The following is a 14,171-nucleotide window of genomic DNA, read 5'->3' as shown; positions in this document are numbered from 1 at the left end:
GCAGAAGGAAGACAAAAACTACGCGAAAGTCGCAGAGAAAACCATCTTTGGTTTCCTTCTGCGACTTTCGCGGAACCTTCGCGACTTCTGCGTTCGGCTGCCCGATCCCGTATTACTTGGCTTTGCCCGGGTCCTTGACGCCCTTGATCACGTCGAATTCGACGTTGTAGAGCTGCCCGTCCTTCTTCTCGACCTTGCGCAGGTACACGTCCTGCACGATGTCGCGGGTCTGCGCGTCGATCAGCACCTGGCCGCGCGGGCTCTCGAAGACCTGGCCCTTCATGGCCGCCAGCAGCGCCTCGCCGCCGCCCTGGCCCTTGGTGGCCTTGAGCGCTTCATAGATGACGCGCATGCCGTCATAGCCGCCCACGGCCATGAAGTTGGGACGCATCTTGGGGTTGGCCTTCTCGAAGGCCTCGACGAACTTCCTGTTCAGCGCCGAGGGGTGCGCGGCCGAGTAGTGGTGCGAGGTGACCACGCCCAGCGCGCCGTCGCCCATGTCGTTGAGCTGGTCGTCGTCGGTCACGTCGCCGGTGGCGATCATGCGGATGCCGGCCTTGTCCATGCCGCGCTCCAGGAACTGCTTCATCACCGCGGCGCCGGCGCCCGAGGGCACGAAGACGAAGAGCGCGTCGGGCTTCACGTCGCGCACCTTCTGCAGGAAGGGAGCGAAGTCGGGGTTGCGCAGCGGCACGCGCAGCTTGTCGAGCACCTTGCCGCCGTTGAGCTGGAAGCGCTCGGTGAAGAACTTCTCGGCGTCGTTGCCGGGGCCGTAGTCGGCCACCAGCGTCACCACGGTCTTCACGCCGTTCTTCGGCGCCCAGTCGCCCATGGCCACCGACACCTGCGGCAGCGTGAAGCTCGAACGGACGATGTAGGGCGATGCCTCGGTGATGCTCGACGTGGCGGCGGCCATCACGACTTCGGGCGTCTTCGACTGGGTGGCGATGGGCGCCACGGCGAGTGCCAGGGGCGTCAGGCCGAAGCCGGCCAGCACGTTGACCTTGTCGTTCACCACCAGCTCCTGAGCCAGGCGCTTGGTCACGTCGGGCAGGCCGGTGTCGTCCTTGACGATGAGCTCCACCTTCTTGCCGGCCACGGTGTCGCCGTTCTGGGCCATGTACAGGCGCGCGGCGGCTTCGATCTGGCGGCCCGTGGAGGCCGACTGGCCCGTCATCGGAAGGATCAGGCCGATCTTGAACTTGTTGTCCTGGGCACTGGCCAGCGACATCGAAAGTGCAAGAGCCGACAGGGCGGCGGTCTGGATGAGATGGCGTCTTTGCATGTGTTTTCCTTAGAGGGGCGGAACGCGAACCGGGGCTATTTTCAACACTTTGCAACATCCGGCGCAGCAGGCAATCACCTAGCCGGCCACAGTCGCTGACCTTTGTTGCGCGATTGACAAATGAACTGCGCGATCATCGCGCAAGGCAGTCTTCGGCCCGTCACGGGCCGCTTGCATCAGCTGTCGGCGCGGTAGGCGGAATCGAGGGTGAGCGTGCCCACGGCGCGCGACACGCAGGCGCAGATGCGGGTGGTCGATTTTTTCTCGTGCTCGCTGAGGAACACGTCGCGGTGGTCGACCTCGCCGTCGACGGCGATCACGTCCATGGCGCACAGGCCGCATTCGCCGCGCCTGCAGTCCGAGAGCGTCTGTACGCCCGCCGCATCGAGCGCATCGAGCAGCGTGCAGTCGGCAGGCACGGTGATGGTCAGGTCGTGGCGCGGAATGCGCACCTCGAAGGACTGCGTGGCCAGCCGGCCGCTGCTGCCGAAGGTCTCGAAACGCAGGTCGGCGATGGGACGGCCCGCCGCCTGCCAGGCGCGCTTGAGGGCCTCGAGCATCGGCACCGGGCCGCAGGTGTAGAGCTGGGCGCCGGGCGGCAGCGCGGCGATGGCGGCTGCGAAGTCGATGGGTGCTGCACCCTCGTGGGCTTCGACGCCTTCGTCTCCCAGCGCCTCGCGCAGGTGCGGGAGGTAGCCGAACTCGTCGGCGTTGCGAGCGCCGTAGAGCATCTTCACCGGCACGCCGGTGCGCTTCGCATGCGCGGCCAGCCGCTGCGCCATCAGCACCAGCGGGGTGATGCCGATGCCGCCGGCCACCAGCAGGTAGCCCGGGGCCGACAGGTCGAGCGGAAAGTGGTTCTGCGGCGCGCTCACCTGCAGGCGGTCGCCCACCGCGAGCCGCCACATCGCGAGCGAGCCTCCGCGGCCGTCGTCCAGACGCTTGACGGCGATGCGCCAGCAGCGGCCGTCGCCCTCGCCCACCAGCGAGTAGGAGCGCGTCTGCACCCTGCCCTGCGCCGTGAGCACCTGCACCTGGAGGTGGGCGCCGGGTTCATGGGGCGCGGCGAATCCGCTCTCGGGGCGCAGTTCGAACTCGCGCACGGTGGGCGTCACGTCGCGCAGAGCGACGACCTGCGCCTGCATCCATTGAAGATCGCTTTTCATCGGGGAACACCAAGGGAGAAAAAGAAAGAAGCAGGAATAGGAAGGGAAATCAGCCGCGCCGGCGGATCAGCTGCACGCCCGGCAGCGGACGCTGCTCGGCGGTGGGCGTGCCGTGCAACGCTTCGCGCAGGTTGCGCCGCGCGATGCGGCTGTGTTCGCGCATCAGCGCCTCGGCGCGCGAGCCCTCGCCGGACTCGATGGCATCGAGCACCTGCACGTGCTGGTCCTGCGCTACCACGAGCATGTCGCGCGCGGCCGGCGAATTGGCCTGCACCACGACGAAGCCCGAGGGCGAGGCGAAAGGCAGGTTGATCACGCGCTCCAGCTGCTGCGCGATGACGGGGCTGGCCGCCATCTCGCACAGCAGCGCGTGGAAGCGCTCGTTGTGCGTCACGTAGCGCGAGAAGGCGGCGTCGTCGAGCGCGGGCTCGCGCAGCAGCTCGTCGATGCGCTGCAGGCAGGCGCGCGCCTCGCGCAGCACCACCGGCGCGGCGCCGCGCTCGGCCGCGAGCCGGGCCACCAGGCCTTCGAGCGTGCCGCGCAGTTCGATGGCGTCGGCCACGTCACGCTCCGAGAAGGTGCGCACCGCATAGCCGCCGTTGGGCAGCGCCTCGAGCAGGCCTTCCTGTTCGAGCCGCATCAGCGCGGTGCGCACCGGCGTGCGCGACACGCCGAGCTGCTCGGAGATCGCCACCTCGGCGATGCGCGCGCCGCCGGGCAGTTCGCCCGCGAGGATCATCTCGCGCAGCCGCAGCTGTGCCTTCACGGCCTGCGAGCTGCCGCTGTCGCCGGGCTCGGCGGCAGCGGAGACGGCCGCGACCTTCACACGGCTCACGCAGCCTCCTTCTCGGCCGGCCGGATCGGGATCGCCGCGCGCGCGGGCCTCTCCTTCTCGACCATGCGGTCGATCAGCTTGCGCGCCCACATCGAGCCGGCGTCGATGTTGAGGTTGTAGAACTGGTGGTCGGGGTGCTCGTCGATGGCCTTCTGCTGCGCCTCGAGCACGAGTTCGTCCTCGCGGAAGATGCCGGCGACGCCTTCGCGCAGCTCGTGCGTCAGGCGCTGCTCTCCCAGGCAGTAGTTGCGCGCGAAGGCCCAGAAGTACAGGCAGGTCTTGTCGGTCTCGGGCGTGATGGTGTTGAGCACGTAGCCGTTGACGCCCTTGCTGCGGTCGCCCGGGTTTCCGTCGGAGGGCACCGCGCCGCTGCCGGCCTCGGCCACGCCGACGTCGATGTTCACCGTGCACGGGCCTTCGAATCGGATGATCTGCCAGCGGTCGACCTTGCCGGTGTAGCCGCGCGCATGCCTGATCTGGCCGCCCCAGAACGGCGGCGGATCGATGTTCTCCATCCACCGCGTGACGGTGGCAGAGCGGTCGCCGTGCGTGGCGACGAAGGGCGCCTCGGCCACTTCGCGGTTGCCGATGGAGGAGCCGTGCACGAAGGTCTCGTGCGTCAGGTCCATGAGGTTGTCGACCACGAGGCGGTAGTCGCAGTGGACCCGGATCATCTTGCCGTCGCCGGCCCAGGCCGGGTCGTCGTTCCAGTGCATGTCGGGGATGAGCGCCGGGTCGGCCTTGGCCGGGTCGCCGGGCCAGATCCACACGAAGCGGTGCTTCTCCGCCACCGGGAAGCTGCGCACGCAGGCCGAGGGGTTCAGCGTCTCCTGGCTGGGCATGTGGGTGCAGCGGCCCTGGCTGTTGTACACGAGGCCGTGGTAGCCGCAGACCACCTCGTCGCCTTCGAGCCGGCCCAGCGACAGCGGCATCAGGCGGTGCCAGCAGGCGTCCTCGAGCACGGCGACCTGCCCGTCGGTACGACGGAACAGCACCACTTTCTGGTTGCAGATGGTGCGTGGCAGCAGCGCGTGGCGCACTTCGACGTCGTAGGCGGCGGCATACCAGGCGTTCAGGGGGAAGGCAGTCGTGGGCGTTTTCATGAATACTCAATGTATACAGAAATGGTGAAATTTCCAGCGAAATTGAGCAATTAGAGGGTAAACACCGAGTTCGCTGTATACAGTCATTAACGTTTCTCAGGCGCTACGATGTTCCGTTCGTTCCTCCCAAAGATCACGACGGAGTCATCCATGTCACAGCACGCCGCCTTGCCTGCCCGCTACGACCACGTGGGCAGTTTCCTGCGTCCCAAGTACCTTCTCGAAGCCCGTGAGCAGAATGCCAAGGGCGAAATCACGCCCGAGCAGCTTCGCCTCGTCGAGGACAAGGCGATCACCGAGATCGTCAGGTTCCAGGAAGACATCGGCCTGAAGAGCATCACCGACGGCGAATTCCGCCGCACCTATTTCCACATCGACTTCCTCGACCAGCTCGGCGGCGTGAAGACCGACATCCCGGTCACCATCCGCAAGCCCGACGGCACCGAGGAGCTGGCCCCGCCGGCGATGCGCGTGATCGACAAGGTCCGCCACGTCAAGGACATCCAGCTGGCCGACTTCCAGTACCTCAAGAGCCAGGTGTCGGCGGGCCGCACGCCGAAGGTGACCATCCCCTCGCCGACCATGCTGCACTTCCGCGGCGGCCGCGCCGGCATCAGCAAGGACGCCTACCCCGAGCTCGACCCCGCCTTCTACGACGACGTGGCCAAGGCCTATGGCGACGAGCTGCGCTCGCTGGCTGCCGCCGGCTGCACCTACGTGCAGATGGACGACACCAACCTCGCCTACCTGTGCGACGAGCACATGCGCGAGGCCGCCCGCAAGCGCGGCGACGACCCCAACGAACTGCCGCACCGCTACGCCGCCTTCATCAACAAGGTGGTGGCGCAGAAGCCGCCGGGCATGCTGCTGGCCATGCACCTGTGCCGCGGCAACTTCAAGAGCACGCACGCCGCCGCCGGCAACTACGAGCCCGTGGCGGAAGCGCTGCTCAAGGAAATGGACCTCGACGCCTACTTCATGGAATACGACGACGCCCGCTCGGGCGACTTCAAGCCGCTGCGCTACCTGCCCAAGGGCAAGACGGTGGTGCTCGGCCTCGTGACCACCAAGTTCGGCGAGATGGAGGACAAGGACGAACTCAAGCGCCGCATCGAGGACGCCGCCAAGTACGCCTCGCTCGACCAGCTCGCGCTGTCGCCGCAGTGCGGCTTTTCCAGCACCGTGCACGGCAACAACATCGCGGTGGAAGCGCAGCGCAACAAGCTGCGCCTGGTGGTCGAGACGGCGCAGGAGGTCTGGGGCTCGACCTGACGCGCCGTTTCTGTTGAAGTCGGGGACATGACGACTCGCATCTACTCAGGTCCCCTCAGCATGTTCGGCGCCAAGGTCGAGATCGCGGCACGCGAGAAAGGCGTGCCCTTCGAACTGATCATGGTGCCCTTCATCGAAGGCGACCACTATGAGCCCAAGCACCCCGAGGTGCTCCGGGTCAACCCAGTCAAGCAGCAGGTGCCGGTGCTGGTCGACGACGAGGTCTCGCTCTTCGATTCGACGCAGATCTTCGAGTACCTGGAAGACCGCTATCCCAGCCCCGCGCTGTGGCCCGAGGGCATTGCCGATCGGGCCCGTGCGCGGCAACTGGAGCAGAAGTCCGACGAGGTCTTCTTCCCGAACGTGATCAAGCTCTTCGGCCTGCAGGAGGCCATGCAGAGCGCTCCCGCGATCGCGGCCTGTGCCGGTTGCGCGCGCTTCTACGAGGAGATGGAAGGCCTGCTCGCCACGCGCGAGTACCTGGCCGGCCCCTACTCCTTCGCCGACATCGCCTTCTACATGGCCTGCGTGTTCGCCGACCGCAAGGGCGCGGGCATGACCGAGGCCACGCCGCGCCTGCTGGCATGGCGCACGCGCGTGGGCGACCGGCCCGCGGTTCGCGCGTCGGTCGATCCGATGATGCGCTTCCTCGCCTCGCAGGGACGGGGCGTGCCGGCCTTCCTGCAGCGCTGAAGGGACACTGAAGGCACCGCGCCAGGCGCTGAGGCATCATCCCAGTCCATGCCGACCAAAGAGTTCGACTGGCTGCCTTCTCCTTCGCAGCACTTTCTCGTCGTCACTTTCGCGCTGCTGGTCTACGTGCTGACCACGCGCGCGCGCCGCGAGCAGCGCGCTCCCACCACGGCCATCGCCTGGGTCATGGGGCTGGTGCTGATGCCCTATTTCATCCTGCCGATGTACCTGCTGTTCGGCCAGCGCAAGCTGCGCCCGGCGGGCTCGCCCCGGCCGCCGCGCTCGGTGCCGCCGGGCCATTGGGCCGCCGACCTGATCGAGAGCTTCGGCCTCGCGCCGCCTGGGCGCAGCGCGATCCGCATGCATGCCGACGGCGAGGCCGCGCGGGAGGCGCTTTGGGAGGTGATCGACGGCGCGCGCGAGCGCATCGACGTGTGCACCTTCATCATCGGCGACGACCCGCTGGGCCACGCGGTGCTGGAGCGGCTCGCGCAACGGGCGCGCGAGGGCATCAAGGTGCGGGTGCTGCTCGACGGCTTCGGCGCGCTTTCGCTGCCGCGCCATCACTTCGACCGGCTGCGCGCGGCGGGCGGCGAGGTGGCGGTGTTCCGCCCCTTCTTCAGCCTGCGCCGCATCGGGCCGCGCAACCTGCGCAACCACCGCAAGTTCACCATCGCCGACGACGGCTGGCTGTGGTCGGGCGGACGCAACCTCGCCGGCGAATACTTCACCGGCAACGACGAGCATCCAGAGGCCTGGCGCGATCTTTCCTTCGACCTGCGCGGCAGCGTGGCGGCCGCGGCGGCACGCCAGTTCGACCACGACTGGGCCTCGGTGCGCAGCCGCAAGGTGCGAGCCATCACCGCGCCCGATGCGGAAGGCGCCGGCACAGCCATGGCCCAGTTCTTGCCGAGCGGCCCCGACCAGACGGAAGACACGGCACACGCACTGCTGATCGACGCCTGCTTCCGCGCCGAGCACCGCATCCTCGCCATCACGCCCTACTTCGTGCCCGGCGACGGCCTGCGCGATGCCCTGCGGCTGGCCGCGCGCCGGGGCGTGCAGGTGACCATCGCGATGCCCGCCCGCTCCAACCACCGGTTGGCCGACTTCGTGCGCGCACGCGCCATGCGCGACCTCGCGCGCGCGGGCGTGAGCTTTCGCATGCTGCCCTTCATGGCCCACGCCAAGGCCGTGGTGGTCGACGAAGAGCTCGCGATGTGCGGATCGATCAACCTCGACCTGCGCAGCCTGCTGCTCAACCACGAGGCGGCGGTCGTGTTCTACGGGCAGGACCACATCGAATGGCTGGCCGAGTGGATCGAAACCACGGCTTCGGCCGGCGAGCCCTATCGCGCGCGGCGCCCGGGGCTGCTGCGCGACGTGGCCGAGGGGCTGCTGCTCACTGTTGCTTTCCAGCTCTAGGTGCCCAAGGGCCGGAGCGGGGCCTGTAATCCAAGATGTACAGATGCAACAAATTTGAAACCAATTGAACAAGCACACTAAAATACCCACCGGTTTCGGGGATTGACAAACCTTCACGTCCCGCCGGGTCATCACCGGACGGGCACCGGCGGATCTCCCGGCACCCCCTGCCTGGCGGGGTAGCCCGCTCGGGCGCGGCCCTTCACCGGGCCCCGCCGGAGCGCCGTTCGTGGAGTCTTGCACCCCGGTCCCCGGGGAAAACCGATGCGAGCTTTCTTCTCGCTGCGCGCCCCGGCGAATCTGGCGAACCCGGCCCTGATGCTGGCGACAACGCTTTTCGCACTGTCCGGAATCCCGTCGACCGCCTTCGCCGCCATGGACGAGATCGGCCGGGCCGCCCCGAGCACCCATCGCCTGAAGTTCATCGTCGATCCCGAACTGGCCACCGACATCGGCCCCGCTGAAGCCGGCCGCCGACTCGCGCAGTACGTGGCCGACGTCAACACCGTGTTCACGCGCGAGACGGTGCGCAGCTTCTCCTTCGACCCCTCAGCCGACCTGCAGCTGACCGCGCCCGCCAACGCGCCGCAGTGCAGCTACAGCGGACTGGTCAACGGCGAGGTGGTGGTGTGCGTCTCGAAGTCCACCCGCGGCTACAGCCACGGCGGGCTTTCCACGAGCTGGACCTTCCCGCAGAAGGGCGTGGCCTGGAACCTGAACTGGATCGCCATCCACGACCCGCTGCGCCTGACGCGCGCCCCCACGCCGGGCGCGCCCGAGTCCACCGAGAAGGACTACCTCGCCCGCCAGCTCAAGACCCTGCTGCACGAGCTGGAGCACGTGTTCGGCGCGGGCTCGGGCGAGTACTACAACAGCGTCGCGGTGACCGACACCACCGGCGTCGCGCCCGTCACCGACCTCGCGCTGGCCAGCGACAGCGACCGCTACTGGTGGAGCCGCCAGCACTGGCGCCTCGACCCGCTGCTGGGCACCGTCTTCGAGCAGCGCCGCGACCCGGCCGCCAACCGCGTCGCCACGCTGGAGATGATCCGCTTCACCGCCGGCACCAAGGCCAACATCGACACCGACTGGACCGACTGGCCCAAGCTCGGCAGTTCGAAATTCATGGCGGGCACCGCAGCCACGCAGGTGCGCGTGACCGACCGCGACACCGGCGCCGCCCTGCCCGGCGCACAGGTGTCGGTATGGCGCAACCCAGGCCCCGGCAAGCCGCTGGTGATGCTCGCGACCGGCGTGGCCGACGCCTCGGGCCGCTACCAGTTCGACTGGGACTGCGGCTTCAGCTGCTTCGCCGTAGGCAAGACCACGCTGCTGGTGAAGGCGCGCTCGGCCAACCGCGCGCCCGGCGCGACCTGGTTCACCATCTTCGATGCCTTCGAGCAGAAGGCGGTGCACGGGCAGACGATGTTCACCATCGACCTCGCTCTCGGCAGCCCCGACACCACTGCGCCCACCGTGTCGGTGGCGGCGCCGTCGATGGCCACGGTGGGGCAGCTCACCGTCATCGCCCCCGCGGTGGTCGACAACGCGAGCATCGTCGGCGTGAAGGTGGTGGGCCGCGACAGCATTCCGATCTGCACTTTCACCGCCCCGCCCTACACCTGCAGCTGGACGCCGAGTGCGCCCGGCGTGCAGACCATCCGCGTGATCGCGCTCGATGCGGCCGGCAATTCGGCCGTGGCGTCGGCTAACGTGATAGTCAACGCGCCTTCGGACATCGTGCCGCCGGCCGTGGCGCTGGCGGTGCCGCCCAGCGTGCCGGTGGGCGTGCCCGCAAGGCTCTCCGCCAACGCATCCGACAACGTGGGCGTGGCCGAGCTGAAGTTCGTCGTCGACGGCAGGACCGCCTGCACGCTGCGCGCCGCGCCGTATGTCTGCGCATGGACGCCGAAGCGCCCCGGCGCCGCGAACATTGAAGTGCGCGCCATGGACGCGGCGGGGAACATCGCCAGCACCTCCGCCAGCATGCGCATCGAGGGCCTGCGCGCCGAAGATCTCTGAAGCGGCTCAGTCCCGGTTGGTGAAGCTCGCGTTGCCCAGCCCGGTGCCGATAGTGAGCACGCCCCAGTGCCGCACGTCGCGCATGAAGGGCAACTCGCTCAGGCCCTGCACCACCGCGTCGTTGTGCATCAGCACCAGCGTCGGGCCCGAACCCATCATCGGCATGCGGCGCCACAGCTGGCTGGGCAGGTGGAAGGCGTGGCCTTCCCAGTCGCCCGGCAGGTTCTGCGCGCCGCGCGCAATGGAGCCGTCGGGGCGGATCAGGCCCGGGCAGCCGATGCCGATGAAGGGCGCGAGCCGGATCTTCTTGCGCTCGCTGTAGAGGATCATGTCCTCGAGCATGCAGGCGATGTGATCGACCATGCCGCCGCGGTTGGGGCCTTCGTCGGCATGGCGCCACTTCTCGCGCCGCACCACCTTCGCGAGCGAGAAGTCGGGTGCCTTGCGGTGGCGCGTCTTCACGATGCCGCAGCGCACGTTGGTGCCGCCTATGTCCACGGCAAGGATCGCGTCGTGCCCCTTCAGCATGGCCGGCGGCACCAGGTGCACCCAGCCGATCAGGCCGCCGTCGTCCACGTCGTGCGAGAGGCGCGCGATCTGCACGTGCACGCCCAGCTCCTCGAGGATTGCGCCGGTCTGCAGAATGGCGCGCTCGCCCACGTCGCTCTCTGGAAAGCCGCCCCCGATCACGATGCGCTGCACCTTCTTCCACGAGGGCTGGCGCATGAAGCGCTGGATGACCTGGGCCAGCTCCTGCGCGAACTCCTCGATGGCCACGTGCATCAGGTCGGTGGCTTCCGACGCCTTCTTCTCCTGCAGCACGCGGTCGAGTTCCTTCTTGCCGAGATCGCGCGAATGCGAGTTGCCCAGCGGATCCTTGCCCTTGCGGCGGCGGCGCTTGCGCCAGTGTTCGAGCAGTTCGCGGAAGGCTGTCTGGCTGGCCTGGTCGCCGACGAAGCCGTCCTTGTCGCGCAACTGGAGGCTGTAGCCGTCCACCTGCAGGCCGGGCAGTTCACGCAGGCCGTGGACGTCGGGGCCGGGGAGCGGGGCATCCTTCGCGGCCTGGGTCTTGGGGGTCTTTTTCTTCATCGCGGATCACTGTGGTCCCGAACGGCCGCCAGCCCCATCGGCACCGCACACCAGGGCGTGTAGGAGATCGACGGGTACGCGCAGCGGGAGCTTGTCTATACACTGGCCCGGATGCACCTGCCCCGCAGCCTCCTGCGCGCCGCCCTGCTCTTCGCCCTCGCCTGGATTGCCCTGTGCGGCATCGCGCGGGCGGCGGACGAGACGTTGCGCGTCGGCTCCAAGCGCTTCACCGAGTCGTACATCCTCGCCGAGCTGCTGGCGCAGACGGCGGCGCCACACACGGCCACGCCACCCGTCGTGCGGCAGGGGCTGGGCAACACGGCCATCGTGTACGAGGCGCTGCGATCCGGTGCCATCGACCTCTATGCCGAGTACACCGGCACCATCGCGCTCGAGATCCTCAAGGGCGCGCCGGCAGGCACGCGCGAGGAGATGAACGCCGCGCTCGCGCCGATGGGCCTGGGCGTGGCGATACCGCTGGGTTTCAACGACGGCTATGCGCTCGCGGTGCGCGCCGCCGACGCCGACCGGCTGGGCCTGCGCACGCTGAGCGACCTCGCGAAGCACCCGGAGCTGAAGTTCGGCCTGTCGAACGAATTCATCGGCCGCGCCGACGGCTGGAAGGGCCTGGCCGGGCGCTACGGCTTCACGCAGACGCCCACCGGCCTGGACCACGGCCTGGCCTACGACGCGGTGGCCGCGAAGCAGATCGACGTGATCGACATCTACACCACCGACGCCAAGATCGACCACCTCGGCCTGCGCGTGCTGGAGGACGACAGGAAATACTTTCCGCGCTACGACGCCGTGGTGCTCTACAAGCTCGACCTGCCCAAGCGGCTGCCCAAGGCCTGGGCCGCGCTGAAGACGCTCGAAGGCAAGGTCGACGAGCACGCAATGATCGCGATGAATGCGCGCGCCGAACTGCAGGGCGTGCCCTTCGACGTGATCGCGCGCGACTTCCTGGCGAGCGCGGGCGGCAAGGACGCGAAGGCGCAGCCGAAGGAAGAACGCCGGGGCTTCACGGCCAAGCTGTTCGGCCCCGACCTGTGGAAGCTCGCGCGCCAGCACCTGCTGCTGGTGGCGCTGTCGGTGGGCATCGCCATCCTCGTCGGCGTGCCGATCGCGATCCTGGTGTTTCCGCACATGCGGCTGCGCGCGGTGGTGCTGGGTTTCGCGAGCCTGCTGCAGACCGTGCCCTCGCTGGCGCTTCTGGCCGTGCTGATCTCGATGCTGGGCGCCATCGGCGCGCTGCCGGCGCTGATCGCGCTCACGCTCTACTCGCTGCTGCCGATCATGCGCAACACGGTGACGGGCCTGGCCGAGGTGCCCAACGGCCTGCGGCTGGCCGGCACCGCGCTGGGCATGACGCCGCCGCAGAGCCTTCGCCTGGTGCTGCTGCCGCTCGCGCTGCCCACCCTGCTGGCCGGCGTGCGCACGGCCACCGCAATCGCCATCGGTACCGCCACCATCGCCGCCTTCATCGGCGCAGGCGGCTTCGGAGAACGCATCGTCACCGGCCTGGCCCTCAACGACCGCGAACTGCTGGTGGCAGGCGCACTGCCGGCGGCGGCACTGGCCCTGCTGAGCGAAGGCGTCTTCGAACTAGTCGAATACCTCATGCGCAGGCGCCGCCGGGCACCGCCATCGTCGATGCCAACTTGACGCCGTCGCGAAGACGGGAGCGGACAGCCGAACGCAGAAGAAATACAAAGCTACGCGAAAGTCGCAAAAGAACCCGAACACCATTTTTTTGGTATTCCTTTCGCGCCCTCTGCGAAACCTTCGCGCCCTCTGCGTCCGGCTGCCCGCTCCCGATCCCGATCCCCGAAGCTCAGGCCAGCGTGTAAGCCGTCTTCACCGTCGTGAAGAACTCCTGCGCATAGCGGCCCTGTTCACGCGGGCCGTAGCTCGAGCCCTTGCGGCCGCCGAAAGGCACGTGGTAATCGACACCCGCCGTCGGCAGGTTGACCATCACCATGCCGGCCTGGCTGTGGCGCTTGAAGTGCGTGGCGTACTTCAGCGAGGTGGTGGCGATGCCGGCCGAGAGACCGAACTCGGTGTCGTTGGCGGTGGCCAGTGCCTCCTCGTAGTTCTTCACGCGGATCACGCTCGCCACCGGGCCGAAGATCTCTTCCTTGTTGATGCGCATCGTGGCGGCCGATTCGCTGAAGAGGGCCGGCGACATGTAGTAGCCGTCGGTCTCCAGCTTCAGCAGTTCGCCGCCGGCCGCCAGCGTCGCGCCCTCGCTCTTGCCGATGGCGACGTATTCCATGTCCTGGTCGAGCTGCGACTTCGACGAGACCGGGCCCATGTCGGTGCCCTGCGCGAGCGCGTCGCCCACCTTGATCTTCGCCATGCGTTCCTTCATGGCGGCGATGAACTTCGGATAGATGCCTTCGGTGACGATCAGCCGGCTCGACGCGGTGCAGCGCTGGCCGGTCGAGTAGAAGGCGCTCTGCGCGCTGAGCTCCACGGCCTGCGCGAGGTCGGCGTCGTCGAGCACCACCTGCGGGTTCTTGCCGCCCATCTCGAGCTGCACCTTCTTGTGGTTGGTGACGCACTGCACCGCGATGTTGCGGCCCACGCCCACCGAGCCGGTGAAGCTGATCGCATGGATGCCGGGGTGGTTGACCAGTGCATTGCCGATCACGCTGCCGCGTCCCATCACCAGGTTGAACACGCCGGCCGGAATGCCCGAGCGGCTGATGATCTCCGCGATCGCCCACGCGCAGCCCGGCACGAGGTCGGCGGGCTTGAGCACCACGCAGTTGCCGAAGGCCAGCGCGGGCGCGATCTTCCAGGCCGGAATGGCGATGGGGAAGTTCCACGGCGTGATGAGGCCCACCACGCCCACGGGCTCGCGCGTGATCTCCACGCCGATGTTCGGCCGCACCGAAGGCAGCACCTCGCCCGACAGGCGCAGGCACTCGCCCGCGAAGAACTTGAAGATGTAGCCCGCGCGCGCGGCCTCGCCGATGCCCTCGGCCTTGGTCTTGCCCTCCTCGCGCGCCAGCAGCGTGCCCAGCTCTTCCTTGCGCGCGAGGATCTCGTTGCCGATCTTGTCGAGCGCGTCGGAGCGCGCCTGCACGCTGCCCGTGGCCCAGGCCGGGAAGGCCGCCGTGGCGGCTGCCACGGCGGCATCGACGTGCGATGCATCGCCCTGCGTGTACTGGCCGATCACGTCGGACAGGTTGCTCGGATTGACGTTGGGGCTGTAGCCGGCGCCTGCACGCCATTCGCCGCCGATGAGGTTGTCGAAGTTCTGCATCTTGGGTTCC

The 14,171-nt window shown here is 68.2% G+C and carries 11 protein-coding genes; 5 read left to right on the top strand and 6 right to left on the bottom strand.

Annotated elements, in window-relative coordinates:
* Positions 1–112: 112 nt before the first annotated feature.
* The 4 genes from EJP67_RS27460 to EJP67_RS27445 all read right to left on the bottom strand — a co-directional run bounded on the left by EJP67_RS27460 (position 113) and on the right by EJP67_RS27445 (position 4,389).
* Positions 113–1,285, bottom strand: a complete 1,173-nt coding sequence (locus EJP67_RS27460; protein ID WP_126024904.1) for an ABC transporter substrate-binding protein — start codon at positions 1,283–1,285, stop codon at positions 113–115.
* Positions 1,286–1,461: 176 nt separating this feature from the next.
* A complete protein-coding gene (locus EJP67_RS27455; protein ID WP_126024903.1) occupies positions 1,462–2,451 on the bottom strand; it encodes a PDR/VanB family oxidoreductase in 990 nt (329 codons plus the stop codon).
* A 49-nt stretch (positions 2,452–2,500) separates the two neighbouring features.
* Positions 2,501–3,277 (bottom strand): GntR family transcriptional regulator, encoded by a 777-nt coding sequence (locus tag EJP67_RS27450; RefSeq protein ID WP_126024956.1) that lies wholly within the window; start codon positions 3,275–3,277, stop codon positions 2,501–2,503.
* A 5-nt stretch (positions 3,278–3,282) separates the two neighbouring features.
* Positions 3,283–4,389: an aromatic ring-hydroxylating dioxygenase subunit alpha gene (locus EJP67_RS27445; protein WP_126024902.1), complete on the bottom strand. Its 1,107-nt coding sequence runs from the start codon at positions 4,387–4,389 to the stop codon at positions 3,283–3,285.
* Between the two features lie 150 nt (positions 4,390–4,539).
* Here EJP67_RS27445 and EJP67_RS27440 point away from each other — a divergent pair, with 150 nt between their 5' ends.
* The 4 genes from EJP67_RS27440 to EJP67_RS27425 all read left to right on the top strand — a co-directional run bounded on the left by EJP67_RS27440 (position 4,540) and on the right by EJP67_RS27425 (position 9,801).
* Positions 4,540–5,661, top strand: a complete 1,122-nt coding sequence (locus tag EJP67_RS27440; protein WP_126024901.1) for a 5-methyltetrahydropteroyltriglutamate--homocysteine S-methyltransferase — start codon at positions 4,540–4,542, stop codon at positions 5,659–5,661.
* Positions 5,662–5,688: 27 nt separating this feature from the next.
* Complete coding sequence (locus EJP67_RS27435; RefSeq protein WP_126024900.1) at positions 5,689–6,354, top strand: glutathione S-transferase family protein; 666 nt, start codon at positions 5,689–5,691, stop codon at positions 6,352–6,354.
* Positions 6,355–6,402: 48 nt separating this feature from the next.
* Positions 6,403–7,779, top strand: a complete 1,377-nt coding sequence (locus EJP67_RS27430; protein WP_126024899.1) for a phospholipase D-like domain-containing protein — start codon at positions 6,403–6,405, stop codon at positions 7,777–7,779.
* Positions 7,780–8,043: 264 nt separating this feature from the next.
* Entirely contained in the window at positions 8,044–9,801 is a 1,758-nt protein-coding gene (locus EJP67_RS27425) for an Ig-like domain-containing protein (protein WP_126024898.1), read from the top strand.
* A gap of 6 nt (positions 9,802–9,807) precedes the next feature.
* On the opposite strand, the gene EJP67_RS27420 is transcribed toward EJP67_RS27425, so the two are convergent.
* Positions 9,808–10,890, bottom strand: a complete 1,083-nt coding sequence (locus EJP67_RS27420) for an ROK family protein (RefSeq protein ID WP_126024897.1) — start codon at positions 10,888–10,890, stop codon at positions 9,808–9,810.
* A 111-nt stretch (positions 10,891–11,001) separates the two neighbouring features.
* Here EJP67_RS27420 and EJP67_RS27415 point away from each other — a divergent pair, with 111 nt between their 5' ends.
* On the top strand, positions 11,002–12,555 hold the full coding sequence (locus EJP67_RS27415; protein ID WP_126024896.1) for an ABC transporter permease/substrate-binding protein: 1,554 nt from the start codon (positions 11,002–11,004) through the stop codon (positions 12,553–12,555).
* A gap of 169 nt (positions 12,556–12,724) precedes the next feature.
* Here the strand turns inward: EJP67_RS27415 and EJP67_RS27410 are convergent, their stop codons facing one another.
* On the bottom strand, positions 12,725–14,161 hold the full coding sequence (locus EJP67_RS27410; protein ID WP_126024895.1) for an aldehyde dehydrogenase family protein: 1,437 nt from the start codon (positions 14,159–14,161) through the stop codon (positions 12,725–12,727).
* Positions 14,162–14,171: the final 10 nt, after the last annotated feature.

The sequence above is a fragment of the Variovorax guangxiensis genome, assembly GCF_003952165.1.
GTDB lineage: Bacteria > Pseudomonadota > Gammaproteobacteria > Burkholderiales > Burkholderiaceae_C > Variovorax > Variovorax guangxiensis.
Note: the sequence above shows the minus strand (reverse complement) of the source record. Positions and strands in the feature narration are given on the sequence as shown.

What these genes read in the sequence shown, in the direction of transcription:
- EJP67_RS27460 (WP_126024904.1), bottom strand. Translation starts at nt 1,285, where the DNA reads ATGCAAAGACGCCATCTCATCCAGACCGCCGCCCTGTCGGCTCTTGCA.
- EJP67_RS27455 (WP_126024903.1), bottom strand. Translation starts at nt 2,451, where the DNA reads ATGAAAAGCGATCTTCAATGGATGCAGGCGCAGGTCGTCGCTCTGCGC.
- EJP67_RS27445 (WP_126024902.1), bottom strand. Translation starts at nt 4,389, where the DNA reads ATGAAAACGCCCACGACTGCCTTCCCCCTGAACGCCTGGTATGCCGCC.
- EJP67_RS27440 (WP_126024901.1), top strand. Translation starts at nt 4,540, where the DNA reads ATGTCACAGCACGCCGCCTTGCCTGCCCGCTACGACCACGTGGGCAGT.
- EJP67_RS27435 (WP_126024900.1), top strand. Translation starts at nt 5,689, where the DNA reads ATGACGACTCGCATCTACTCAGGTCCCCTCAGCATGTTCGGCGCCAAG.
- EJP67_RS27430 (WP_126024899.1), top strand. Translation starts at nt 6,403, where the DNA reads ATGCCGACCAAAGAGTTCGACTGGCTGCCTTCTCCTTCGCAGCACTTT.
- EJP67_RS27425 (WP_126024898.1), top strand. Translation starts at nt 8,044, where the DNA reads ATGCGAGCTTTCTTCTCGCTGCGCGCCCCGGCGAATCTGGCGAACCCG.
- EJP67_RS27420 (WP_126024897.1), bottom strand. Translation starts at nt 10,890, where the DNA reads ATGAAGAAAAAGACCCCCAAGACCCAGGCCGCGAAGGATGCCCCGCTC.
- EJP67_RS27415 (WP_126024896.1), top strand. Translation starts at nt 11,002, where the DNA reads ATGCACCTGCCCCGCAGCCTCCTGCGCGCCGCCCTGCTCTTCGCCCTC.
- EJP67_RS27410 (WP_126024895.1), bottom strand. Translation starts at nt 14,161, where the DNA reads ATGCAGAACTTCGACAACCTCATCGGCGGCGAATGGCGTGCAGGCGCC.